This is a genomic window from Pseudomonas sp. UBA4194 (genome assembly GCF_002379585.1).
Classification (GTDB): Bacteria; Pseudomonadota; Gammaproteobacteria; order Pseudomonadales; family Pseudomonadaceae; genus Aquipseudomonas.
Genome location: NZ_DFUE01000084.1, coordinates 105,951 through 130,721, shown reverse-complemented (window position 1 = coordinate 130,721; position 24,771 = coordinate 105,951). Strand labels below are relative to the sequence as shown.

Annotated in this window: 27 protein-coding genes; all 27 read right to left on the bottom strand. The window is 61.9% G+C overall.

The features are described 5' to 3' along the window. The 27 genes from fliR to B3397_RS20345 all read right to left on the bottom strand — a co-directional run bounded on the left by fliR (position 1) and on the right by B3397_RS20345 (position 24,400). Positions 1-786, bottom strand: a complete 786-nt coding sequence (gene fliR, locus B3397_RS20475) for a flagellar biosynthetic protein FliR (RefSeq protein WP_296253573.1) — start codon at positions 784-786, stop codon at positions 1-3. Then, positions 786-1,055 carry a flagellar biosynthesis protein FliQ gene (fliQ, locus tag B3397_RS20470; protein ID WP_296253571.1) on the bottom strand — a complete coding sequence of 90 codons (270 nt, stop codon included), beginning with the start codon at positions 1,053-1,055 and terminating at the stop codon, positions 786-788. The genes fliR and fliQ overlap by 1 nt, the downstream gene beginning before the upstream one ends. 144 nt (positions 1,056-1,199) lie before the next feature. Further along, positions 1,200-1,952, bottom strand: coding sequence for a flagellar type III secretion system pore protein FliP (gene fliP, locus B3397_RS20465; RefSeq protein ID WP_296253569.1), 753 nt, complete (start codon positions 1,950-1,952; stop codon positions 1,200-1,202). Then, a complete protein-coding gene (gene fliO, locus B3397_RS20460; RefSeq protein ID WP_296253567.1) occupies positions 1,952-2,395 on the bottom strand; it encodes a flagellar biosynthetic protein FliO in 444 nt (147 codons plus the stop codon). The genes fliP and fliO overlap by 1 nt, the downstream gene beginning before the upstream one ends. After that, a complete protein-coding gene (gene fliN, locus B3397_RS20455) occupies positions 2,395-2,865 on the bottom strand; it encodes a flagellar motor switch protein FliN (protein ID WP_296253565.1) in 471 nt (156 codons plus the stop codon). The genes fliO and fliN overlap by 1 nt, the downstream gene beginning before the upstream one ends. 42 nt (positions 2,866-2,907) lie before the next feature. After that, positions 2,908-3,876 carry a flagellar motor switch protein FliM gene (gene fliM / locus B3397_RS20450; RefSeq protein ID WP_296253564.1) on the bottom strand — a complete coding sequence of 323 codons (969 nt, stop codon included), beginning with the start codon at positions 3,874-3,876 and terminating at the stop codon, positions 2,908-2,910. A 9-nt stretch (positions 3,877-3,885) separates the two neighbouring features. Next, complete coding sequence (fliL, locus tag B3397_RS20445) at positions 3,886-4,395, bottom strand: flagellar basal body-associated protein FliL (protein WP_296253562.1); 510 nt, start codon at positions 4,393-4,395, stop codon at positions 3,886-3,888. A 102-nt stretch (positions 4,396-4,497) separates the two neighbouring features. Next, positions 4,498-5,850, bottom strand: coding sequence for a flagellar hook-length control protein FliK (locus B3397_RS20440; protein WP_296253560.1), 1,353 nt, complete (start codon positions 5,848-5,850; stop codon positions 4,498-4,500). 66 nt (positions 5,851-5,916) lie between these two features. Further along, positions 5,917-6,261: an Hpt domain-containing protein gene (locus B3397_RS20435; RefSeq protein ID WP_296253625.1), complete on the bottom strand. Its 345-nt coding sequence runs from the start codon at positions 6,259-6,261 to the stop codon at positions 5,917-5,919. A gap of 39 nt (positions 6,262-6,300) precedes the next feature. Beyond that, a complete protein-coding gene (locus tag B3397_RS20430; RefSeq protein WP_296253558.1) occupies positions 6,301-8,010 on the bottom strand; it encodes an ATP-binding SpoIIE family protein phosphatase in 1,710 nt (569 codons plus the stop codon). After that, positions 8,007-8,315 carry an STAS domain-containing protein gene (locus tag B3397_RS20425; RefSeq protein WP_296253556.1) on the bottom strand — a complete coding sequence of 103 codons (309 nt, stop codon included), beginning with the start codon at positions 8,313-8,315 and terminating at the stop codon, positions 8,007-8,009. The genes B3397_RS20430 and B3397_RS20425 overlap by 4 nt, the downstream gene beginning before the upstream one ends. 148 nt (positions 8,316-8,463) lie before the next feature. Further along, positions 8,464-8,910: a flagellar export protein FliJ gene (gene fliJ / locus B3397_RS20420; RefSeq protein ID WP_296253555.1), complete on the bottom strand. Its 447-nt coding sequence runs from the start codon at positions 8,908-8,910 to the stop codon at positions 8,464-8,466. 6 nt (positions 8,911-8,916) lie between these two features. Continuing rightward, complete coding sequence (gene fliI, locus B3397_RS20415) at positions 8,917-10,275, bottom strand: flagellar protein export ATPase FliI (protein WP_296253554.1); 1,359 nt, start codon at positions 10,273-10,275, stop codon at positions 8,917-8,919. Then, complete coding sequence (fliH, locus tag B3397_RS20410) at positions 10,265-11,026, bottom strand: flagellar assembly protein FliH (RefSeq protein ID WP_296253552.1); 762 nt, start codon at positions 11,024-11,026, stop codon at positions 10,265-10,267. The genes fliI and fliH overlap by 11 nt, the downstream gene beginning before the upstream one ends. Before the next feature lie 88 nt (positions 11,027-11,114). Continuing rightward, complete coding sequence (gene fliG / locus B3397_RS20405) at positions 11,115-12,134, bottom strand: flagellar motor switch protein FliG (RefSeq protein WP_296253550.1); 1,020 nt, start codon at positions 12,132-12,134, stop codon at positions 11,115-11,117. Further along, on the bottom strand, positions 12,127-13,932 hold the full coding sequence (fliF, locus tag B3397_RS20400) for a flagellar basal-body MS-ring/collar protein FliF (RefSeq protein ID WP_296253548.1): 1,806 nt from the start codon (positions 13,930-13,932) through the stop codon (positions 12,127-12,129). Before fliF ends, fliG begins: the two co-directional genes overlap by 8 nt. 14 nt (positions 13,933-13,946) lie before the next feature. Further along, the gene (gene fliE, locus B3397_RS20395) at positions 13,947-14,273 is read right to left on the bottom strand and encodes a flagellar hook-basal body complex protein FliE (RefSeq protein ID WP_296253546.1); all 327 of its coding nucleotides are present in this window, start codon (positions 14,271-14,273) and stop codon (positions 13,947-13,949) included. 231 nt (positions 14,274-14,504) lie between these two features. Next, positions 14,505-15,911, bottom strand: a complete 1,407-nt coding sequence (locus B3397_RS20390; protein WP_296253545.1) for a sigma-54-dependent transcriptional regulator — start codon at positions 15,909-15,911, stop codon at positions 14,505-14,507. Next, on the bottom strand, positions 15,911-17,125 hold the full coding sequence (locus B3397_RS20385) for a sensor histidine kinase (protein ID WP_296253543.1): 1,215 nt from the start codon (positions 17,123-17,125) through the stop codon (positions 15,911-15,913). The genes B3397_RS20390 and B3397_RS20385 overlap by 1 nt, the downstream gene beginning before the upstream one ends. A gap of 234 nt (positions 17,126-17,359) precedes the next feature. Beyond that, positions 17,360-18,838 carry a sigma-54 dependent transcriptional regulator gene (locus B3397_RS20380; protein WP_296253541.1) on the bottom strand — a complete coding sequence of 493 codons (1,479 nt, stop codon included), beginning with the start codon at positions 18,836-18,838 and terminating at the stop codon, positions 17,360-17,362. Positions 18,839-18,994: 156 nt separating this feature from the next. Continuing rightward, positions 18,995-19,288 (bottom strand): flagellar protein FliT, encoded by a 294-nt coding sequence (locus B3397_RS20375; protein WP_296253539.1) that lies wholly within the window; start codon positions 19,286-19,288, stop codon positions 18,995-18,997. Positions 19,289-19,315: 27 nt separating this feature from the next. Further along, positions 19,316-19,708 carry a flagellar export chaperone FliS gene (fliS, locus tag B3397_RS20370; RefSeq protein ID WP_296253537.1) on the bottom strand — a complete coding sequence of 131 codons (393 nt, stop codon included), beginning with the start codon at positions 19,706-19,708 and terminating at the stop codon, positions 19,316-19,318. A gap of 324 nt (positions 19,709-20,032) precedes the next feature. Continuing rightward, positions 20,033-20,353, bottom strand: a complete 321-nt coding sequence (locus tag B3397_RS20365; protein ID WP_296253535.1) for a helix-turn-helix domain-containing protein — start codon at positions 20,351-20,353, stop codon at positions 20,033-20,035. Further along, entirely contained in the window at positions 20,350-20,652 is a 303-nt protein-coding gene (locus B3397_RS20360; protein WP_296253624.1) for a type II toxin-antitoxin system RelE/ParE family toxin, read from the bottom strand. Before B3397_RS20360 ends, B3397_RS20365 begins: the two co-directional genes overlap by 4 nt. A gap of 165 nt (positions 20,653-20,817) precedes the next feature. Beyond that, positions 20,818-22,206 carry a flagellar filament capping protein FliD gene (gene fliD / locus B3397_RS20355; RefSeq protein WP_296253533.1) on the bottom strand — a complete coding sequence of 463 codons (1,389 nt, stop codon included), beginning with the start codon at positions 22,204-22,206 and terminating at the stop codon, positions 20,818-20,820. A gap of 82 nt (positions 22,207-22,288) precedes the next feature. Beyond that, on the bottom strand, positions 22,289-22,633 hold the full coding sequence (locus tag B3397_RS20350) for a flagellar protein FlaG (RefSeq protein WP_296253532.1): 345 nt from the start codon (positions 22,631-22,633) through the stop codon (positions 22,289-22,291). A gap of 72 nt (positions 22,634-22,705) precedes the next feature. Beyond that, positions 22,706-24,400: a flagellin gene (locus B3397_RS20345; protein WP_296253530.1), complete on the bottom strand. Its 1,695-nt coding sequence runs from the start codon at positions 24,398-24,400 to the stop codon at positions 22,706-22,708. Positions 24,401-24,771: the final 371 nt, after the last annotated feature.

The following is a 24,771-nucleotide window of genomic DNA, read 5'->3' as shown; positions in this document are numbered from 1 at the left end:
CTACTCCGCTCGCGCCAGTTCACGCAGCCATTGCAAGGCATCGGTGGCCAGCGGCTGATAGAGGTTGAGGATATCGCCCAGGGTCAGCCAGAGGATGAACATGCCCAGCACCAGGGTCAGGGGAAAGCCGATGGAGAAGATGTTCAGCTGCGGCGCGGCGCGGGTCATCACGCCGAAGGCGATGTTCACCACCAGCAAGGCGGCAATGGCCGGCAGTACCAACAGCACGCCGGCGGCGAGCACCCAGCCCATGCGCAGGGCAATGTCCCAGAAGTGCGCGGTCAGCAGGCCGGAACCGATGGGCAAGGTGGTGAAGCTTTCGGTGAGCACTTCGAGGATGACCAGATGCCCGTTCATGGCCAGGAACACCAGGGTCACCAGCATGGTGAAGAACTGCCCGATCACTGCCACCGACACGCCGTTGGTGGGGTCGACCATGGAAGCGAAACCCATGCCCATCTGGATAGCAAGGATCTGCCCGGCCACGGTGAAGGCCTGGAACAGGAACTGCAGCGAGAAGCCGAACAAGGCGCCGATGAGGATCTGCTCGGCCACCAGCAACAAGGCTTGCACGCTGATGGCATCGACCGTGGGCGCCGGCGGCAGGCCGGGCACGATGACCACGGTGATGGCCACCGCCAGGTACAAGCGCACGCGCTGAGGCAGCATCTTGGTGCCGAAGATCGGCATGGTCATCAGCATCGACGCGATGCGAAACAACGGCAGGATGAAACTGGCCACCCAGCCGCCGATCTGTGCATCGGTCAGTTGCAGCAGCGGCTGCATCAGCCGATGACCTGGGGAATGTTGGTGTACAGGGTGGTGATGTATTCCATGAAGGTCCGCACCATCCATGGACCGATCACGATCAGGGTGACCAGCATGATCAGCAGCCGCGGCAGGAAGCTGAGGGTCTGTTCGTTGATCTGGGTGGCGGCCTGGAACATGGCGATGACCAGGCCTACCAGCAAGCTGGGCAGCACCAGGATGGCGACCATCACCGTGGTCAGCCACAGCGCTTCGCGGAACAGGTCGACGGCGACTTCTGGGGTCATGGAAGTGTGCTCCGGTGTTCGGCCAGGGTGACATGTTCGCGGCTGCACGCCGCTCCTGCAAAGGCTGTGGGGCGGCGACGAGCCACCCTGTGGCAGCGGGCTCTGCCCGCAATCGGGCTCGCATCTTCAGCACAGGGCCTGACGCTAAACACCGCCGAAACTCCCTGCCAGGGTGCCGATGATCAACGCCCAGCCATCCACCAGCACGAACAGCATGATCTTGAACGGCAGGGAAATGATCAGCGGCGAGAGCATCATCATACCCATGGCCATCAACACACTGGCCACCACCAGGTCGATGATCAGGAACGGGATGAAGATCATGAAACCGATCTGGAAGGCGGTTTTCAGCTCCGAGGTGACGAACGCCGGCACCAGGATGGTCAGCGGGGCCTGATCGGCGCTGGGGATGTCGGTGCGCTTGGACAGGCGCATGAACAGCTCCAGGTCACTCTGCCGGGTCTGCGCCAGCATGAAGTCCTTGATCGGCCCCTCGGCCCGGCTGACCGCATCCTGGGCGCTGAGGGATTCGTTCAGATAGGGCTGCAAGGCCTGCTGGTTCACCTTGTCGAACACCGGCGCCATGATGAACATGGTCAGGAACAGCGCCATGCCGGTCAGCAACTGGTTCGACGGTGTCTGCTGCAAGCCCAGGGCCTGACGCAGGATCGAGAAGACGATGATGATGCGCGTGAAGCTGGTCATCAGCATGACGAACGCCGGAATGAAGCTCAGCGCCGTCATGATCAGCAGGATCTGCAGATTGACCGAGTATTCCTGCTGGCCATTGGCGCCGCTGGTCATGGTCAATGCCGGAATCTGCAACGGATCGGCGGCCCAGGCCAGCGGGGCTGCGGCCACCAGCAACAGCGTCAGGACAATGCGCAACGCGCCCATCACTTCTTATCCTTCTGATCCTTGCCCAGCAGTTCCATCAGGCGCTGAGCGAATTCGGGCGTGGTCTGTTCCGGCTTGCTCGGAGCGTTCACCGGCTTGTTCATCACGTGCAGCGGGGTGATGCGGCCCGGACTGATGCCAATCAGTATCTGCTCCTCGCCTACCTGCACCAGCACCAGTCGATCCCGCGGGCCAAGCGCCTTGGCGCCGACCACGTCGATGACCTGGCCGCCGCGCGGTGCGGCCTGCTGCACACGGCGCATGAGCCAGGCCAGCACGAAGATCAGCCCCACCACCGCCAGCAGGCCGAGCACCATCTGCGTCAACTGCCCGGCCAGGCCGCTGCCCCCAGTGGCCGCCGTAGTGGCGACAGCGGGTGCCGCCTCGGGGGCGGCAACGGCTACCAAAGGCAACATCAGCAGCGCCATCAGAAGCCGGCTCATCAGCGCAGCTTCTTGATGCGTTCGCTGGGGCTGATCACGTCGGTCAGGCGGATGCCGAACTTCTCGTTGACCACCACCACCTCGCCATGGGCAATCAGGGTGCCGTTGACCAGCACGTCAAGTGCCTCGCCGGCCAGGCGATCCAGCTCGATCACCGAGCCCTGGTTGAGCTGCAGCAGGTTGCGGATGCTGATGTCGGTAGCGCCGACTTCCATGGAGATGGTCACCGGGATATCCAGGATCACGTCCAGGTTGGGACCGTCCAGGGTCACCGGGCCGTTGCCCGGTTTTGGCGAGCTGCCGAACTCTTCCATCGGCAGCCGCGTGGAGCTCGGCGACTGCTTGCTGTCGGCCGCCAAAAGGGCGTCGATATCGTCCTGCCCGGCATCACCGGATTCGCCCAGTGCTGCCGCCCACTCGTCGGCCAGGGCCTGGTCTTCGGCAGAAATTGTTTCGCGTTCGTCAGCCATCAGTTGTCCTCGACGGGCATCTCTATCATCAGGTAAAGCCGATCAGCGTCGCTCGATCGGCTCGATCACTTGCAAAGCCAGGTTGCCTTTGTGCGAACCCAGCTTGGCCTTGAAGGACGGCACGCCATTGGCGCGCAGTATCAGTTCGTCCGGCAGCTCGATGGGAATCACATCGCCGGGCTGCATGTGGAGAATATCCCGCAGCTTGAGCTGGCGACGGGCCACCGTTGCCCCCAGCGGCACGCTCACATCCAGCACATCCTCACGCAATGCCTTGCTCCAGCGCTCGTCCTGGTCGTCCAGGTCGGACTGGAAACCGGCATCGAGCATCTCGCGCACAGGTTCGATCATCGAGTAGGGCATGGTCACGTGCAGATCCCCGCCGCCACCATCGAGTTCGATGTGGAAGGTCGACACCACCACGGCCTCGCTGGGCCCGACGATGTTGGCCATGGCCGGGTTGACCTCCGAGTTGATGTACTCGAAGTTCATCTCCATGATCGCCTGCCAGGCCTCCTTCATGTCGATGAAGGCCTGGTCGAGTACCATGCGCACCACGCGCAACTCGGTGGGGGTGAATTCGCGGCCCTCGATCTTGGCGTGGCGGCCGTCGCCGCCAAAGAAGTTGTCCACCAGCTTGAACACCAGCTTGGCGTCGAGAATGAACAGGCCAGTGCCGCGCAGCGGCTTGATCTTCACCAGGTTGAGGCTGGTGGGCACGTACAGCGAATGTACGTACTCGCCGAATTTCATCACCTGTACACCGCCCACCGCCACGTCCGCCGAACGGCGCAGCAGGTTGAACATGCTGATGCGGGTGTAGCGGGCAAAGCGTTCGTTGATCATTTCCAGGGTCGGCATGCGCCCCCGCACGATGCGGTCCTGGCTGGTCAGGTCGTAACTTTTGACACTGCCGGGCTCGCCGGCGCTGTCGGTTTGTACCAGGCCGTCATCGACGCCGTGCAGCAGCGCGTCGATCTCGTCCTGGGACAGCAGGTCCTGCACGGCCATGTCGTGTTCCTACTGCAATACGAAGTTAGTGAAGAGCACCTGGTCGATGACCGGCTTGCCCACTTCTTTCTGCGCCACTTCCTGCACGCTGGCCGTTGCCTTCTGGCGCAGCATCTCCTGGCCGATCGGCGTGGCCAGGGTGTCAAAGGTCTGCCCGGAGAACAACATCACCAGGTTATTGCGGATCACCGGCATATGCACCTTCAGCGCTTCCATGTCGGCCTTGTCCCGCGCCTGCAGAACGATACTGACCTGCATGTAGCGATCACGGGTGTTCTGTTTGAAGTTGACCACAAAAGCCGGGGCAAGTGGCTCATAGATTGCCGGCGCCTTCACATTGCCGGCGGCGGCAGGGGTTTCTTCAGCAGGCTTGCTCGCCGACTTGTTCATGAAGTACCAGGTTGCGCCCACGGACAAGCCGATGGCCAACAGCAAGCCGACGACGATCAGGATGATCATCTTCAATTTGCCTTTGCCTGCTGTGGTTGCGGGGTCTTTTACTTCTTCAGTCTTCGCCATGCCAATAATCCGTCACCATAGGAGGGTATACCTGTCTCTGGTGAGGATTGAGCAAGGGTTGTGCCAGAAGTGTGTCGCGGGAGGCTGCGTTGCAGTCTTGGGTCAGGCGTAGTAATCCACCGCGCTGCTGCCCAGCACCACACTCGGTGCCACCGGCTGTACCGCAGCGGCGGCTACCGGATCGGCGTCATCGCTACTCGAATCTCCCCGTCGCCCACTGCTGGCCGTCTGCCGCGCTTGCTGGGCCTGCTGCTCGGCCTGCTGACGCGACTGGTCGGACACGTTGACATCGAGCTGCCCCATGCCCTGCTGGGTGAACATCTCCTTGAGCCTGCTCTGTTGGCTTTCCAGGGCTTCACGGACGCCGATATGGGCGCTGCTGAAGGTCACCTGGGTCTGCTGGTCCGGGGTCATGTCCACGCGGATGTCCAGACGACCCAACTCGGCCGGGTTCAACTGGATGTCGGCCGACTTCAGGTTCTGGCTGGACAGGTACATGACCCGATTGACCAAGCCCTCGGTCCAGCCCGACTGCTGCATGGACAACGGCTGGTTCAGCGGCGTAGCCACCGGCACTGCGTTGGCGGTCTTGGCTGTGGCAGCCTGGGTCAGATGTTGCAGGCGGTTGGCGAAGTCATCGACGCGCGTATCGCTGGACGCACCCTTGAGGTCCTGAAGACCGTCATCTATCAACCCGGCAAACGCCTGATCACCGCCCTCCCCCGAAGTCCCGGCCTTGTCCTTCTCCAGCGTCGCCGCCAAGCCGTTGACCAGGTTGGCGTCGGTGCCCATGTCGGTTGCCGCCTGAGCCTGGCCGTCAGGCGTTTTGCTGGCGTGTGCCGACGTCGTACCGTTGGCCTTGGCGCTGTGCTCCAGGGCCAGGCGCACGGCCGGCAGATCAGCGAGTACATCCTTGCTGGGATCGAAGTCGCCGGTCGGCGCTTCTTCGGTCGCAGGAGCAGGCGCAGGCGTTGCAACCATCGCGGCGAGCGGGGGCTCGACCAGTGGCTGCCCCGCCAACGGGTCGACGCCGGCAGTAATCGCAGGATCGGCAACAGGCGTAACGGCCAACGTATCGTCGCCCTGCCCATTCGCTTCGGCCACGCTGGTATCGTCGTCGCTGTCGGTGCTGTCAGCCTTGGCCGCCTTGTCGGCTTTATCGGCCTTGTCGACTGGCAATTTCTTGCCGCTATCGGCAACGGCCGACTTGGCAGGTGCCTCTTTCTTGTCGCCGGCCACTACCTTGTCGTTCGCAACCGGGACCTTGTCCTTGCTCGACTTGATTACCGTATCGGCTTTGACCGGCACGTCGGCACCCTGCCTGGCGTACACGTTGGCAAAGCTGGAAGACGTGTCATTGCTGGGCTGCGGCGCCTTGGTCAAGGCGCTGGCAGTGGCAGACTGCGCCTTGGCGGCAGTGCCCAGTTGCAATAAGGGATTTGTAGCGACAGCCATGAAAGTGCTCCCCGACGCGGTGGCGTAAACGCTGATGTCAGGGAGAAAGCAAGGAACGGGCCAGCTTCAGCCGGTGAAGCGTTGGCGCTCGTCGCTGTAGAGTTTGTACACGGTGGCGAACTCGCGATCGATGCGGCTGATCAGGTCTTCGACACCGGCGAGCGCGGACTGGCGAGCGCGCTCTTCAAGCTCGCGGCACAGTTCTGCCAGCTGCACTGCGCCCATGTTGCTGCTGCTGCCTTTGAAACTGTGGGCCGCATGACCCAACGCCAGCGGGTCGCGGGCTTCGTGCAGTTCGCTGAGGCGCGCCTGTGAGTCGCTGAGAAAGGTATCCAGCAGCAGGGGGTATTCGTCCTCCATGACCTCTTGCAAGGCATCGAGTACGTTGGGGTCCACGTGAGGTTTGTCCAGTTGTTCGGTAGCCACTTGTTCACTCCTTGATCAAGCCAATTATGCTTGAGCCTCCCAGGTAAATTCCACCTGGGCACGACGACCGTCGTCGGACCAGCTGGCGCAATGGCTCAGTTGCTGAATCAGGCTGAGGCCGCGGCCGGCCAGACCCCGCTCTGCCGGTGGCCGGTCCAGCACGCGTCTGGCATCGAAACCCTTGCCGCTGTCTTCGACACTGATCGTCAGCCGGCCACCACCGCCCTCCGGGGTTACCTGCAAGTGTAGCCGCACATAACCATCCGCCAAGGCCAGCAGTCGACTGTTGCGTTGCTCATAGTAGCTGGCGAAGCCCAAGGCGTCGCGCTTGAGTGCCGAATCCAGGCCCAGTACCCCATGTTCCAGGGCATTGGAGTAGAGCTCGGCCAGCACGCTGTACAGCTGACCGCTCTGTGCGCGCAGGCCGTGGATCTCCTGAAGCAGTTGCAGCAGATAGGGCAGCGGATTGAAGCGTTTGAGGGTGTCGGCGCGAAATTCGAAGCTGGCCGACCAGTCCAGCGGACTGGATTGACCGCTGTCGGAGTAGATCAGGTGGGCCGGCCCAAGCAGTTCAGGCTCGACCATGGCCAATTGCACCATGCTGACGTCGTCGCGCGACTCGCCGCGAAAATCCTGCAGGGCCTGGAGCATTTCCTCGAACAGGCTGGCGGCGTCGCGGTTGCGCTCGAACACGCCTTCCAGGCGTTCCACGCCAAAGAACTGCTCCTCGGCGTTGCTGGTTTCGATCACCCCGTCGGACAACAGCAGCACTCGATCGCCCAGCGCCATCGGCCAGACTTCCGTGTCGTCGCGAAACTGCGCGGCCGGCAATACCCCCAGCGGCAGGTGCCGGGACACCAGCGCCACGCGCTCGCCGCTGCCCTGACGATTGACGTAACCGTCCGGCATGCCGCCGTTCCACACCTCCACGGTACGGCGCTGAAAGCTCAGGCACAGCATGGTCGCGCAGCAGAACATGTCCACCGGCAGGATGCGTTTGAGCTTGGCGTTCATCTCACGGAGGATTTCCGTCAGGCCGTAGCCCTTGGCGGTCATGCCGTAGAACACTTCGGCCAGGGGCATGGCCCCCACTGCCGCAGGCAAGCCGTGCCCGGTAAAATCCCCCAGCAGCACGTGCATGTCGCCGGACGGCGTGTAGGCCGCCAGCAACAGGTCGCCATTGAACAGCGCGTAGGGCGATTGCAGGTAGCGAATGTTCGCCGCGTCGAGGCAGCCGGAGTGGGCAATCTGGTCGAACACGGCCTTGGCCACCCGCTGCTCGTTGAGCAGGTAGCCATGGTGTCGGGCGATCTGGTCGCGCTGCTCCAGCACAGTGGCCTGCAGGCGACGCAGGCGATCCATGGCCTTGATCTTGGCGGCCAGAATCACCTGGTTGTAGGGCTTGGCGAGGAAATCGTCACCCCCCGCATCCAGGCAGCGCACCAGCGCCTGCTCCTCGGTCAGGGAGGTGAGAAAGATCACCGGGACCAATGCCTCGCCCGCCAGTTGCTTGATCTGGCGGGCGGCCTCGAAACCGTCCATCACCGGCATCATGGCGTCGAGCAGCACCAGTTGCGGGCGCTGCTGACGAAAGACTTCGACAGCTTCCTGGCCATTGCCGGCGGTCAGCACCGAATGCCCCTGACGACGCACGATGCTGGAGAGCAGCATGCGATCGGTCATGTTGTCGTCGGCGATCAATACCGTCAGCGGTTCGTCCACCGGTTGATTCATTCGATGGTGAACAGTTTGTCGAAGTTGGAGATCGCCAGGATCTTGCGCACGTCGGGGTTGGCGTTTTTCAGCGTGATACGGGCGTTGTCGCCACCGGCATGATCACGCAGCAGCAAGAGCATGCCCAGCGCGGAGCTGTCCATGTAGGTCGCGTCCTTGAGGTTGATCACGTAGGCGCTCGACTTCGGCTCGGCGACGCCCTCGTACGCGTTGCGAAAATCCTGATGCGAAGCGAAATCGAAACGGCCGGAGATATCTACGGTGAGGGTTTTGTGTTCAGCGGAAAACGCTTTGGTTACAGCCATGTAGAAAGGCTCCATGAATGAGGCAGTGCACGCAAGGTTTAGCATTGCCGCGCGGAGGGGGCAACAGGTTGCTGACAAAAATCTGACGAGGGTGGGGTTTGGGGGTGGCAGTGCGGGCCTCTTCGCGGCTTTACGCCGCTCCTACAGGCTACAGATCATGCCGCGGCAAGCGTTGCGACAACTCGTCGAGCAGGCGCTGTTCGCGCTTATCTTCCAACTGCCGGGCTTCAAGCATGTAGCGCTGCACCAGCTTGCGCAGGCCCTCCACCCGCGCATAGGCCTGCTGCCATACGCCACGGGCATTGTTTAGGTTGTTCTGGTGCCAGGTGAGGCTCTGACGCTGCTGCCCCACCGCGGTCTCCAATTGATTGAGAAACCGCTGGTAGTTCATCAGCCATTGCCCGGAAACGCCGCGGCTGCCGTTGTTGATCCACTGCTGCTGGTAGTCGTTGCGAAAGCGTTCCAGTTCCGCCAGCTTGGCTTCGGCCAGGTTCACCTGCCCCTGAAAATGCCCCAGGCGCTGGGCAGCCTTGCGCTCTGTGCTTTCGGCCATTTCCACTACGGGCGCCAGGCGCGCCGCTCGACTCATGGCCATGGGCGGTTACCCCGGCGCCACAGGCGTGAACACCGCCGCCAGGCGCTCGGCACTGGCCTGCAGGCTTTCGTTGTCGTTCAGGCCCTGGCGCAGGTAACGCACCAGTTGCGGCTGCAAGGCGATGGCCAGGTCGGTTTCCCGGTCGCCACCGGCCACGTAGGCGCCCACGCTGATCAGGTCGCGACTCTGTTGATAGCGCGACCACAACTGCTTGAATTGCTGGGCCTGGCCCAAATGCTGCGGGCTGACCACGCTGGGCATGACCCGGCTGATGGACGCCTCGATGTCGATGGCCGGGTAATGCCCCTCCTCCGCCAATCGCCGCGACAGCACGATATGGCCGTCGAGGACGCCTCGCGCGGAGTCGGCAATCGGGTCCTGCTGGTCATCACCTTCGGACAGCACCGTGTAGAACGCAGTGATGGAGCCGCCACCGGCCTCGGCGTTACCGGCCCGTTCCACCAGCTTGGGCAGCTTGGCGAACACCGAAGGCGGATAGCCCTTGGTCGCCGGCGGTTCACCGATGGCCAGGGCGATTTCCCGCTGGGCCTGGGCGAATCGGGTCAGGGAGTCCATCAGCAACAGGACATTCTTGCCCTTGTCGCGAAAGTATTCGGCAATGCGGGTGCAGTACATGGCCGCGCGCAGGCGCATCAATGGCGCCTCGTCGGCTGGGGATGCCACCACCACCGAACGACGCAGGCCTTCTTCACCCAGGGTGTGCTCGATGAACTCTTTCACCTCGCGGCCCCGTTCGCCGATCAGGCCCACCACAATGATGTCGGCCTCGGTAAAGCGGGTCATCATGCCCAGCAGCACACTCTTGCCCACCCCGGTACCGGCGAACAGGCCCAGGCGCTGGCCACGGCCAACCGTGAGCAGACCGTTGATGCTGCGAATGCCCACGTCCAGCGGCTGGCTGATGGGGTCGCGCTTGAGCGGGTTGATGGTGGGACCGTCCATGGGCACCCAGTCCTCGGCCTTCATGCCGCCCTTGCCATCCAGGGCACGGCCGGCGCCGTCGAGAATGCGGCCCAGCATGCTCATGCCCATGGGCAAGCGACCGGTGTCGGCCAGGGGCACCACCCGGGCGCCCGGGGCAATACCGCTGACGCTGCCCACCGGCATGAGGTAGATCTTGCTGCCGGAGAAGCCCATCACCTCGGCTTCCACCTGCACGGGCTGATCGCTGTCGTCATTGATCACCACGCAGCGGCTGCCCATGGCGGCGCGCAAGCCTTCGGCTTCCAGGGTCAGGCCGACCATGCGCAGCAGGCGTCCCTCGACGATCGGCTGGCGCGGCAGGTCGATCGCCGGCACATAAGTACCCAGGCGCTTGACGAAGCTGGTGCGCTCAAGCTTCATCGGGCTGGCTCAGGTCGACCTTGACGTCCGCCTCGGCCGGGTGCAGGCCCTGCTCGTGCAGTTGGTCGAACAGTTGCGCGATGGCCTGGGTGATACGGGTTTCCATGCTGGCATCGATGCGGCTGTGTTCGGTCTCGATGCGGCAGCCACCCGGCTGCAAGGCATCGTCTTCCTGAATACGCCAGTTTTCTTCATGCTTCTCGCGTAGGGATTTGATCTGCTCGAAATCCTGCGGATTGATGAAGATACGAATGTTGTTGGCCCCCATGGGCAGCAGCTTCAGGGCTTCGCGCAGGACTTTCTCGATCTGGCTCGAATCGGTGACCAGTTCGCGGCGGATGACCTGCCGGGCAATATGACCAACCAGCTCCACCAGGGATTTCTCGATCTGGTTATCCTGCTCGGCAATCGGCACCAGCAGATGGCCCATCAGCCGGTCCAGCTGCGCGACCTGCGCGGCCAACGCCGTCTCGGCCTCCTGACGGACCTTGAGCTGGGTGCTGTGGAAGCCTTCCTTCTCGCCGGTAGCGAAGCCTTCGTTGTAGGCTTCCTGGCGGATCGCTTCGAGTTCTTCCAGGGTCAGCGGCTGGACTTCGTCCAGCGGCACCTCCTCGACTTCCTCGACGGGCTCGGGCTCGGGTTCCGGCTCCGGCACGTAGGGGTCGAAGCTGGGCAACGCCCAGCGGTCGGCGCTACGTGCGTCGTTGCCACGGATCAGTTCGCTGGCGGGCTCTTGTGAGGGGCGGGACATTGAAGGGGGTTCCTGTGAGCCTGGGGAGTGTGGTGTGGGTGCCCGCGCAGGGGCAGTCGACACCACTATAGACCGCAAAAACGGGCGATTAGATCATCTCCTCGCCACCCTTGCCACCCAGCACGATCTCTCCGGCCTCGGCCATGCGCCGAGCGATGGTGAGGATTTCCTTCTGCGCCGTTTCCACGTCGCTGACCCGCACCGGGCCTTTGGCCTCGAGGTCGTCGCGCAGCAGTTCGGCGGCACGCTTGGACATGTTCTTGAAGATCTTCTCGCGCACGCCCTCATCGGCACCCTTGAGCGCCACCACCAGCACGTCCGAAGACACCTCGCGCAGCAGCGCCTGAATGCCACGGTCGTCGACATCCTTGAGGTTGTTGAACACGAACATCAAGTCTTCGATCTGACCGGACAGGTCTTCGTCCACTTCGCGGATCGAATCCATCAGCTGACCCTCGGCCGAGCTGTCGAGGAAGTTCATGATGTCGGCGGCGCGCTTGACACCGCCCAAGGTGGTTCGGGCCGTGGTGGAGTTGCCGGCGAACTGTTTCTCCAGGATGGTGTTCAGCTCTTTCAACGCCGCCGGCTGCACGGTGTTGAGCGAGGACACGCGCAGGATGATATCGAGCCGTGCCTTGTGCTCGAAATGCCCAAGCACCTCGCCGGCCTGGTCCGGGTCCAGGTAAGCCACTACGATGGACTGGATCTGCGGGTGTTCGTAGCGGATGACGTCCGCCACGGCGCGCGGCTCCATCCACTTGAGACTGTCCAGGCCGCTGGTGTTGCCGCCCATCAGAATTCGGTCGATCAAGCCATTGGCCTTGTCTTCGCCCAGCGCCGAGGTCAGCATCTTGCGAATATAGGTATCGGAACCCACGCCCAGGCTGGTCTGGTCACCCACCACGGCGACGAACTCGCTCATCACCTGTTCGACCTGCTCGCGGTGCACGTTGCGCATCTGCGCCATGGCCACACCCACACGCTGGACTTCTTTGGGGCCCATGTGCCGCAGCACCTGGGCGGCGTCGGTTTCGCCCAGGGACAGCAGCAGAATCGCGGCCTTGTCGACCTTGGACAGCTTCGGCGCCATTGCTTGTGAACTACTCATCGGCGTTGATCCACTCTTTCACGACCTGCGCGACACGGCCCGGGTCTTCGGCCACCAAACTCTTGATTGCATTCAACTGGGCGTCATAGCCCTCGGTAGGGCTGGGCAGCAGGATGCTCTGCGGCCCACCCAGGCTGACACGATCATTGGCCAGCTCGCCATCCATGCCCAGCGCGGCCATACCGCCCATGCCCGCAGCACCTCCCAACTCGGCGTCCGACAGGCCCTTGTGCTTGCCGCCACCGGTGATGTTGTTCAGCACCGGACGCAGGACGCCGAACACCAGCACCAGGATGAACAGCACACCCAGCACCTGCTTCATGATGTCCCAGAACCAAGGTTCCTTGTAGAACGCCGGCTCCGCGATCACTTCAGCCGAATCCGGGGCGAACGGCACGTTGATCACCGTCACGCTGTCGCCACGGCTGGCATCGAAGCCCACCGCATCCTGTACCAGACGGGTGAAACGCGCCAATTCGTCAGCGCCCCACGGCGTATGGGTCACGGTGCCGTCGGCTGGGTTGAGCTTGGCCTGATCGTCTACCACCACCGCCACCGACAGACGGGTCAGGCGACCCTGCTGTTGCTTGGTGTGGCTGATGGAACGGTCCAGCTCGAAATTCTTGGTCGACTGTTGACGCTTGTCGGCCGGGTACGGTGCAAGCATCGGCTGGCCTGTGGCCGGGTCCATGATCTGCTGGCCGTTGGCATCGAGCAGCGGTTGCCCAGGGGCAATCGCACCGGCCGCACCCGCCGCGCCAGCTGCAGCATTCTGCGGGGCGGTAGCGGGCGCCGGCGGCTGATTGCTCAGCGCTCCCGGAACACCCGAGGGGCCCGAGCTGCTGGAGCGTTGCTCAGTGGTCGACTGCTCGCTGCGCAGCGCCGGTTGGTCGGGGTTGAACTGCTCGGAGGTGGATTCCACCGCGCTGAAGTCCAGGTCCGCCGAGACTTCGGCTTTGAAGCGATCGTTGCCCACCACCGGCTGCAGAATGTTGTGTACACGCTGGGTCAGCATGCTTTCCATGCGGCGGCTGTAGTCGTACTGCTTGCCGGCCATGGTCAGTTCGTTGTTTTCCAACTGGGCGGACAGCAGGTTGCCCTTCTGGTCCACCACCGACACGCCCGACTTGTTCAGTTCCGGCACGCTGGTAGCCACCAGGTTGACGATGGCCGCCACCTGGCCGGCGTCCAGGTTACGCCCTGGGTACATCTCCACCAGCACCGACGCGGTCGGCTTGCGTTCGTCACGCACGAAGACCGAGCTCTTCGGAATGGCCAGGTGAACCCGAGCGGCCTTGATGTTGTTCAGGCTGGAGATGGTGCGGGCCAGCTCGCCTTCGAGGCTGCGGCGGTAGCGTGCGGTCTCCATGAACTGACTGGTGCCCAGGCCCTGGTCCTTGTCCAGCGACTCGTAGCCGACGTTACCGTCGGAGGGCGCCACGCCGGCCGAGGCCAGGGAAATACGCGCACGGGACAGGTCTTCGGCCTTGACCAGCAACGCGCCCGAGTTGGGCTCCACGGTGTAGGGAATATTGGCGGTGGTCAGGGTGTCGATCACCTGCTTGGTGTCCATGCCGGCCAGGCTGCCGTACAGCGGCCGGTAGTCCGGTTGTTGCGACCACAGCACCACGGCAAAACCGATGGCGACACTGGCCGCCAGGCCGACCAGAAGGCCGACCTGACGCAGCATGGTCATCTGCGACAGGTTTTGCAGGACAGACAGGCCCATCAATGGCGACTTGCCCCCAGGGGCAGCGCCATTCTTGGCCGGTACGTTATCGGTAGCTGCTTCAGCCATGACTCAATTCGCCCTCAAACCGGCATTTGCATGATGTCTTGGTAAGCCTGAACCAGTTTGTTGCGCACCTGGGTCAAGGCCTGGAACGACACGCTGGCTTTCTGCGACGCGATCATCACGTCGGTCAGGTCCACGCCACTCTTGCCGATCTCGAATGCGGTGGCCAACTGGCTCGAAGCCGACTGCACGTCAGCCACTTTGTTGATGGCACCGCCGAGCATGTCGGCGAAGCTGCTGGAACCGACTTCCGGGGCGGCCGCCACCTTCGGCTGGGCCATGGCGTCCGCCTGCATGGCGCGCATGTCCAGCATCAAGCGGTTGAATTCGATACCTTGGCTCATTGGTGTCCCCTGTACGACGCCGTATGTTTTTTGACACTGCTGCATTCACTGCAGAGGTATTTGCAAGGAGGGTGCCAGTTGTGTGGGGGAGTTCACAAATCGGGGTCGGGGGCGGGCAGGGGCAAGCCCGGCGTGGCTATCGCGGGTAGCACTCGCTCGCACAGGAGGATAGGCAATCCCCAGCCGCTGCCAGGTGGGAACGGGTTCTACCCGCGATGGCGGCACCAGGGCCTACGAGGCAAACAGACTGGCCTCCACATCCATCCCCGCGTCACGCATCTGCGCCAGCTTGTAGCGCAATGTACGCGGGCTGATACCCAGACGCTCGGCCGCCTCCTTGCGCCGGCCGCGCTCGGTGCGAAGCGTGTCGATGATCATCTCGAATTCGCGCCGGCGCAGGTCGTCTTCCAGCGCGCCGCTCGGCAAGCCCTCAGGCGCCTGAGCCTCCAGCGGCGTGACGGGCGCCCGGGCCTGCACCACCAGGCTCAGCGGCGGCAACGGCGCACCGAGCGGTCCCACCAGACAGAAATCCGCAGCCTGGATCAGGCCACCCTGTTGCAGAATCAGGGCGCGCTGAATGGCGTTGTCCAACTCCCGCACATTGCCCGGCCAGGCATAGCCCACCAGACACTCGCGAGCCTGGGGCGACAGCCGCACCGGTGCGTGCTTCATTTTATTGACGTGTTTGGCCAGCAATCGCTCGGCCAGCGGCAGAATATCGGCGCGCCGCTCGCGCAGCGGCTTCCAGGCCAGGGGAAAGACCGACAGCCGATAGTACAAGTCCTCACGGAACCGCCCCGCCGCCACTTCACCGGCCAGGTCACGGTTGGTGGTGGCGACCACCCGAATATCCAGCGCGATCGGCTTGCGTCCCCCTACCCGCTCTACCTCGCGTTCCTGCAGCACCCGCAGCAGCTTGGCCTGCAAGCCCAGTGGCATTTCGGAAATCTCGTCGAGCAACAAGGTGCCGCCATCGGCCTGTTCGAACTTGCCCGCCTGAGCAGCGATGGCGCCGGTGAAAGACCCCTTCTCATGGCCGAACAGCGTAGCCTCCAGCATATTGTCCGGAATGGCCGCGCAATTGATCGCCACGAATGGCTGTTGCGCTCGCCGCGACTGGTCGTGGATGAAGCGCGCCAACACCTCTTTACCCGTACCGGACTCGCCCGAAATCAACACCGTGGAGTCGCTGCGCGCGACCCGCGTGGCCAGGTCCAGGAGCGCCACGCTGGCTGGTTCCAGCGCCACCGGGCCTTTGTCATCGACCGCCGCACCCATGCCCCGGCCGTGCCGGGTCACCAGGTCGAGCAAGGCCCGCGGCTCGAACGGTTTGACCAGATAATCCGCTGCGCCTTGGCGCATGGCTTCCACCGCGCGGTCCACTGCCGCGTGAGCGGTCATCAGCAGCACCGGCAGCTGCGGCTGGCGCGCGCGCAGCAGCTCGAGCAATTGATGGCCATCGATGCCGGGCATGTTCACATCACTGACCACCATGCCGAACGGCTCGCGCGCCACTGCCAACAAGGCATCTTCGGCGCAGGCGACGGCGGTGAATTCAAAACCACCCAGCTCCAGGGTATCGCCCAGGGCTTCGCGCAAGGCGCGATCATCCTCGACCAACAGCACCTTGACGCTCATCAGGCTATCCCTCGCAGGTTCAGCAACGGCAGCGTGACCGTGGCGCAAGTGCCGCGGCCCTGGGTCGAGCGCCAGTGCAACTCACCCTGGTGGGCGCGGGCCACCGCCTTGACGACCGCGACGCCTAGGCCGGTGCCGTTGGTTTTGGTGGTGAAGAACGGCTCACCCAGACGCGCCAGTACGGCGGGCGCCATACCCGGCCCGTCGTCGCTGACGCACAGGCGCAAGGTCTGCCCCCGGCCATACAGATGGACTTTGAGCCGTGCCGGGCCAGCGCTGGCCTGCACAGCGTTTTCGATCAGGTTCATCAGCGCCCCTACCAAGGTGTCGCGGTTGCACAGCAACTCACCCTCGTGGGCGTCGCATTGCCAGCGCACGTGATGCCCCTGCAATTTGGTCTGGGCGGCACTCTGCCAGGCACGCATCAATTCGGTCGGCGCCAGGCGCTCGGTCAACGGCAATTCGCCGCGGGCAAACACCAGCATGTCACGCACCTGATGCTCCAGTTCATGCAGCCGATCCTTCAACCGTCCGGCAAAGCGCTGCTGGGTTTCCACCGGCAAGGCCTGCTCGGTCAGATGGCTGGCGTAGAGCAGCGCTGCCGAGAGCGGCGTGCGGATCTGGTGGGCCAGTGAGGCGACCATGCGCCCCAGGGACGACAGGCGTTCGTTGCGCGCTACCTCGCTCTGCAGCCGCCGGGTTTCGGTGAGGTCGGTCAGCAGCACCAACTGGCCGGGCTCGGCATCCAGAGACCGTGTCGAGATCGACACGCGACGTCCGTCTTTCAGGGAAATCTCATGGCCGTCGTCGCGGCGCGGCGCAAAGCAACGCGCGATGACCTCGCGCCACAACTCACCCTCCAGCGGCTGCCCGAGCAGATCGGCCGCCGCCGGGTTGGCCTCGCGCACACGGCCCTGGGCGTCGATGACGATCACGCCGCCAGGCAGCAGATCCAACAGGTTCTGCAGGCGGTTGGCCAAGCGTTCCTTCTCGGCCAGTTCCGCCATGCGTTGTGCGCTGACCACCGCCAACTCGCCCTTGAGCTCCGCCACCCGCGCTTCGAGCATGCTGTAGGAGTCGGTGAGCTGGGTCGACATCTGGCTGAACAAGGCAAACGCATGCTCGAGGCCCTGGCGGCTTTCCTGCTCGACGCTCGATGACGCCAACTCCACCGGAAGCTGAGGGACGTGGGGCTGGGTAGCGGCCTGGGGCATGGGGATCTCTCGCTGGGCTCACCGTCAAAAACGGTATCGTTGGAGAGACAAAAGCAATAGGCGTGCCGGATGAAAGCGCGATGGCTGTCAGGACGCGTGGAGAAAGGTATCGAGCTGCAAAAGAGGCGCCGAAAGCGCTTTACATCAAGGACTTGCGCAGCGCATGGGGACGGCTGCTTCGAACGACGAGCCGAGCTGGCGCGTATCCCGCGCCAGCTCGGCGACACTCAGGCGTCAATCATCCGCCTGATCGTCACCCTCGCCTTCACGACGGCTCATGCCGTACTTGCGCATCTTCTCCACCAGCGTGGTACGACGAATGCGCAGGCGTTCCGCGGCGCGGGCGACGATGCCGTTGGCATCGTCCAGCGCCTGCTGAATCAAGCCCTGCTCAAGCCCGCCGAGGTAGTCCTTGAGGTCAAGACCTTCGGGCGGCAGCATCGCGCTGGAAGCGAAGTCCGGCGTATGGCCGTTGATCGCCACGCGCTCTTCCAGATCGCTGCGCAGGCTGTCGACCAACTGCTCGTCTTCGTCGTCCACGTAGCGGAATTTCTTCGGCAACTCGACCACGCCGATCACCCCGTACGGATGCATGATCGCCATGCGCTCCACCAGGTTGGCCAGCTCGCGAACGTTGCCCGGCCACCCATGCCGACACAGCGACATGATCGCCGCCGAGTTGAAGCGGATAGAGCCACGCTTCTCGTGCTCCATGCGCGAGATCAGCTCGTTCATCAGCAACGGGATGTCTTCCACGCGCTCGCGCAGCGGGGCCATCTCGATGGGGAATACGTTCAGGCGGTAATAGAGGTCTTCACGGAACGTGCCGATCTCGATCATGCTTTCCAGATTCTTGTGCGTGGCAGCGATGATGCGCACGTCGATGCTCTGGGTCTTGTTGCTGCCCACACGCTCGAAGGTACGTTCCTGCAGCACGCGCAGCAGCTTGACCTGCATGGGCAGCGGCATGTCGCCGATTTCATCGAGGAACAGCGTGCCGCCGTTGGCCAGTTCGAAACGCCCTGCCCGGCTGGTGATGGCGCCGGTGAAAGCACCCTTCTCATGGCCGAACAATTCGCTTTCCAGCAACTCGGCCGGAATGGCGCCACAGTTGACCGGCACGAACGGCGCGTCGCGGCGCTTGGAATGGTAATGCAGGTTGCGCGCAACCACTTCCTTGCCGGTACCCGACTCGCCCAGGATCAGCACGCTGGCATCGGTATCCGCCACCTGCTGCATCATCTGGCGCACGTGCTGAATGGCACGGCTGGTACCCACCAGGCTGCGGAACAGATTGGGCTCGCGCTGACGACCACGCTCGCGGGCCTGATCGTACATTTCGCGGTACACCTGGGCACGGTGCAGGGAATCGAGCAGCTTGCTGTAGCTGGGTGGCATCTCCAGGTTGGAGAGCACGCGGCGACGCAGGTCGTCGGGCAGGTCGACGGCCGAAGGATCACCGAGCAGCAGCACCGGCAGGAATTCATCCCAGCCAGCGAGCGTTTTCAGCAAACCCTGCAGGTTGCCCGAAGATACCTCCCCCACCAACACGCACAGCACTTCACGACTAGAGGACAACGCATCGACGACTTGCTGCCAGTCACTGCTGGAGCAGGCTAAATTTTCTTCCCCAAGAAAATTCAGAATCACCGCCAGGTCACGGCGGCGAACGCTATCGTCATCAATCAGCAGAATTTTGGTTTCACGCCACATGCAATAGCAACTTCCCTAGTCAACTCGATGCCCAGCTGCGGGCGCACTCGACGTTTTCGGCCTTTGTTTCAGCCAGATAGACGCCAGAAAGATGGTAACAGCCACTAGTAAAGTCAAAAAAACGTTTGCAGTCAAATTTATGGCGCAATTGGGCTGTCAGCGGAACAGATGGTAAACCTTTGCCGCGTTCTGTGCTTGGGTGATCTGGGTCATTTCGTCGACTACTGCCTGGCGTGCGCCACGGGTTACATTGAGCAATTGACGGTACACATCCAGCAGATCTTCGAGGTGGCCGCGCAACTGCACTGGGTCCTCAGGCACTTCCTGCAATACACTGTCCACGCACGCGCGGCACTCGATGTCCAACTCGCCGATTGCTTCCCAGTCACCGGCCTGCATCGCATCGACCAGGGCGTGACGGGTTTGCTGGATTCTTTGTAGTGCACTCATGACAAACTCCTGAGGCCCGAGGCCCGGTTACTCGTTGGACGCGATCGCATCCCAGCCGCTCTTGACGGTGATCATGAGCTTGGCCACTTCGTCGATGATCAGTGGGTCGTTCTTGATGTTGGCCTGGGTCAGGCGCGTCGCCATGTAGGCGTACAGGCTGTCCAGGTCGCGGATCGCGTCCGGGTTTTCAGCCTTCTCGGCATCCAGACCTTCACGCAGACCGCCGATGATATCCACTGCCTTGCCCAGCACCACACCCTTGGTGGCGACGTCGCCACGGCTCAACGCACCCTTGGCCTGCGCCATGCGATCCAGGCTGCCCTGCATCAGCATCTGCACCAGACGATGCGGGCTGGCCTCGGATGTCTGAGCATGGGAGTTGACCTTCTGGTAAGCGTTGAGCGCTCTCATGGGATGCATTGCAGTGGCCTCGTGACTCGAATTGGAAAGTTGTACCGCTTGAATACTGTGTCGACTTTCACCGCCAAAACTTTAACCGAAACAACAAGATTTACCGCCTCCGAGCCCTCGTCGCACCAGCAACCTTGTGGGAGCGGGCTCTGCCCGCGATGGCGCCCGCCCAGCCACCCCGCCAACCCTGTGGGAGCGGGCTCTGCCCGCGATGGCGCCCGCCCAGCCACCCCACCAACCCTGTGGGAGCGGGCTCTGCCCGCGATGGCGCCCGTCCAAACAGCCATATACACCTGACGGACCGACCTGAACCGCCGCGCCGCCGAAATGCCTTCAGCCGAACACCACCTCAACCTTCCCGGTCTTGCGCGATCGAGGCGCCGCCTTCACTACAATCTGCACATCCCGACCCAAGCGCGAAAGGCAGTCGATCATTTTCGACTCGCTGATACCTCGGAACTTGCCACGCAGCATTTCCGACACTTTCGGCTGTGGCATACCCAAGATTTCAGCTGCCTGAACCTGAGTAAGATGCCGAGCCTTGATGATGGCACCGATCTTCGACGCCAGCTGAGCCTTGACCAGCATTTCGCTGGCGTCTGGCAGACCGAGGTCGGCATAGACGTTGCCGCTGCCTTGTTCTATCTCAATCATTTGATCTTCCCCTTTGCATGGTCTTCAGCATCCCTGAGTCGGGATCTGATGAGCTCGACATCGTGCTTCGTTGTCTCGATACCCTTCGTGGATTTCTTTTGAAAGCAGTGCAACGCATAGACCGCCGAACCCAAACGCACCGTATAGACAGCCCTATATGCGTCTCCATCGAAGTCCTCGACGATTTCAAGAACGCCTGCGCCAGAAAACCCTCTCAGCGGCTTGGCTTGCGGATGCTTCCCCCCTTCTTGGGCCACATGGAGCGCGAAACCAAACACAGCCTGCACATCCTCGGGCATATCGAGGAGATCACGCTTGCTGCTGCCCACCCATAGCAATGACTTCACGACCTATCAACTCCCTGTAAACAGAAGGCCAATATATACCCATATTGGTATAAGTCCAATGGACGGCACATACAGAAAAGCCCGGGGGTTGCCCGGGCTTTTCGCGTTACAACGCCATCAATCGTTGTCGCTGTTATTCAACGCATTCAGCGTGGTCATGATACTGGAGCTGGTAGCGTTGAGCTGGGCTACGAGGGTGTCCATCGCTGTGTATTTGGCGGTAAGGGTGGTGGTGAGGCTTGCGGTACGCCGGGTCAGGGCCTCCTGAGACTCGGTCAATTGGCTGAGCTTGTCGTTCAGACTGGTCACCCGCGAAGAAAGGATACCGTCAGTACCTACATAGGCTGCGGTGGCCGACGTCATGCGCGCGACCAGGCCATCCTTGTCAGTGAACACCTTGGCAATATCTGCCGCGTTGGACGCCACTGCCTTGTCCCACTTGGTATCGTCCAGCGCCAGCAAACCTGTGGTTTGAACGGTGTTGATGCCCATCTGAGAAAGCATCGACATCGGACCATTGCCCGAGCTGCTCACCAGCTCGTTGCGCACCGCAGACACCAACTGACGCATGGTCGAGTCGCCTGTCAGCGTTGCGGCGGTTACAGAGTCGCCAGTGGTTGTCGTCTTGGTCTGGCCATTGATGGCCGTCATCAGCGCGTTGTAGGCACTGATGAAGGAGTTGACCGAAGACTTGAGCGTGTCCGCGCTGGTGGACACTGTCAGCGTCGACGGCTTGTCGGCTTCGGTAGTGCCCGTCAATTTGAGCGTCACGCCACTGATCGCGGAAGTCACCGTATTGCTGGTGGACTCCATGGCAATGCCATCGATGCTGTACTTGGCATTCTGCGGCGTCGTCACGGCCGTGAAACCGGAAGACAATGCCGAGTCGCCGCTGATGGTCAGGTCAGTATCGACACCGGTCTTTGAGGAACTCAACACCAGACGCGATCCGCTGGAGTCAGTCAGGATGTTGGCGCTGATGCCTTGAGATTTCAGCTGCGAGTTGATGCTGTCACGCACCTGCTGCAAAGTCGCCCCAGCCGCTACCGATACGTTGTAATCGGAGTCGGACTGGGAAATGGTCAACGTGGTAGCTTCAGTGCCGCTGTTCACCACCGAGGTAGTACCATCGGCGAAAACACTGGAACTCACTTTCGATGACGTCGCGAGCTGAGAAACTTCCAGGCTATAGGTACCGCTTGACGCAGCAGTGTCCACCGTGACCGTGGCCGCCGTTGTGATCGACGAAGTGCCGGTCAGGCCATTGAACGATGACTCCGAGCTCAGTTTGCCAATCGCCGTGCGATAGGTCTCCAGAGCACTCTTGATAGTGCCCACTGCCGACAACTGGGTAGTGGTCGTCGTCTGCTGGGCGGTGATCTGCGACTTCTTGGGTGCGGTTTCCGCATTCACCAGAGCCGTCACGATCGACGCGGTATCGATACCGGAACCCACACCGCTGGTGCTGATGGCACCGCTGGTACTTGTGGAAATGGTAGAAGCCATCGTTATTCTCCTTGTGCGACGCCCGTTGCTTTATTGACGGCGAACGCCCTTTGAGCAACACGCATCATGAATCATGCCAACCTCAGACGTTCTCATCGAACAGCAGGCTGTTGACGTCGTTGAGGCTCTGCGCGAGTTTCAGCGCGGCCTCGGTAGGGAGTTGGCGAATCACTTCACCGGTATCGGTCGCAATGACCTTGACCACGACCTGATGGGTCGAGTCATCGATGGAGAAGTCCAGGTTGCGGTGTGAGGTCTTCACATAGTCCTGAATCTTCTGCACCGCTTGTTGCAATTCTTCCCGCTGAGGGGGTTTGACCTGCCCGGCATCTACGCTGGTGGGCGCCGCGGCCATGGCAGTCGAGGCTGCACTACCCTGTGCGGGTTTGGCCGATAAAGACGGGTTGAAGCTGATGCTCATGTCCATGTCCATCACCTCTGAAACCGAAAAAACGGAAGGGCACCGGGGCGCCCTTCCGTTGTTCAACTACTCACGATATTACTGAAGCAGCTTCAGTACAGCGGAAGGCAGCTGGTTGGCCTGGGACAGGATCGCGGTGGATGCCTGTTGCAGGGTTTGTTGCTTGGTCAGTTCAGCAGTTTCCGAAGCGAAGTCGGCGTCCTGTACACGGCTGCGGGCAGCAGTGGAGTTTTCCGAGATGCTGTTCAGGTTGGAAACAGTGCTGTCGAAGCGGTTCTGTACGGCACCGAGCTGGGCGCGCTGGCTGTCAACCTGTTGGATGGCAGCGTCCAGAGCCTGGATCGCTACTTGCGAGTCGGCGGCGCTGGTGATGCTCAGGTTAGACACAGTGGTTTCCATGGTCACTGCGGTAGCACCAGTTTTATCCTCGAGACCCAACGCAGCCAAACCAGTACCTGCGCTACCATCAGCAACGGTGATGTCTTTGTCAGAGAACAACGAAAGTTTGCCATCAGTCAAGCTGGCGGTGACACCTGTGCTAGCGCTGTTGATGGACGAGACTATGTCTTGCGCCGTCGAGCCAGACGCGAACTTAACTTCTACTCCATTCAAGGTAATGGAAGTGTCAGCTGTTGTCTTAGCCTGACTAGTGCCAGCGGTAAGCCCCAACTGCGCCAAAGATCCGCTGGACGCATTGCTCAGCTTGATGTCCTCACCGTTTTCAGAGGTGATTTTGATACGGCCATCAGTGATAGTGGCATCTTTGATTCCGTCCAGACCTTTGATATCACCAAGAACAGAGTCGATGTCTACGCCAGTACCAGCCGTCCAAGAGACACTTTTGCCATTGACCGTGATCGATCCATCGGAGGCCATCAAGGTTGAGCCAGACTGAGGAGCAGCATTGCTTACAGCGGTAGTGCCGGCAGTCAAGCCAGCTTTCGCAGCATCAGCACCACCTACGGTAATAGCGGAGTTAGAGGTTAGTTTCAAACCCGCAGTTTCGGACCAGGTAGCTGTAACAGTTGGATCAGCAGTGGTGATTGCTGTGGCAAGTGCTGCGCCTTTCATACCGGCTGTGATAGCAACGTCTTTACCGTTGATCGTCAGCTTATCAGCAACTACCAGATCAGAAGTGCCACCTGTAGTGAGTTCAGCACGCGCAGTACCAGTAGTGGTTGCGGTGCCAAGAATTGAACCGGTACTGGTAGCACTCAGACCACCGAGAGCGTCGCCGGCGATATTGGCTTCGCTGTAAGAACCTTTCAGGCCAGTAGCGCTGATGTCGCTCATGCCGAACGAGATGGTTTCGTTGGCGCTGGCGCCGATCTGGAAGCTGGTGTTGGTGAACGAGCCGTCCAGCAGGTTACGACCACCGAAGGTGGTGGTGCTGGCGATACGGGTCAGTTCGCCCGACAGCGCGGTGAATTCCTGCTGCAGGGAAGTACGGTCGTCATCGCTGTTCGAGCCGTTGGCCGATTGCAGGGCCAGTTCACGCATACGTTGCAGGATGTTGGTGGATTCCTGCATCGCGCCTTCAGCGGTCTGGGCGATGGAGATACCGTCGTTGGCGTTCTTGACGGCAACGGACAGACCTTTGATCTGGCTGGTCAGACGGTTGGCGATCTGCAGGCCGGCGGCATCGTCTTTGGCGCTGTTGATTTTCAGGCCCGAGGACAGACGCGACATCGAGGTGGACAGAGCGTCGGAAGCCTTGGTGAGGTTCTTTTGGACGCCAAGGGAAGTGATGTTGGTGTTTACGGTCAACGACATGATCAAAATTCCTCGTGGGTTGTTAACTGCGGCTTCCGGCCCTGGCGAGAGCCGGGAGTGGCCTAGAGAACCTTCGTACTAGTTATCGTCGGATTCGCAGGTTGCTTGAGGGCGATTTCGAAATTTTTTGCCATCACGCTGCCACTGCCGGAAAAAGCAAGCCGTTTGCTTGATCTCTCTTGCTTATTGTTTCGGGCGCGATACAGGGAACTTGAGGGGTGGGGGTGAAAAAAAAGCGGGGAAATTGGCGTCAAGGGATCAGCGGTAGGGGTTGGGTGACTGGGGTGACGTCATCGCGGGCAGAGCCCGCTCCCACAGGGGATTGCGGGGGACCGATGCAGCGGGGGTGTCTGGGCTGGCGTCATCGCGGG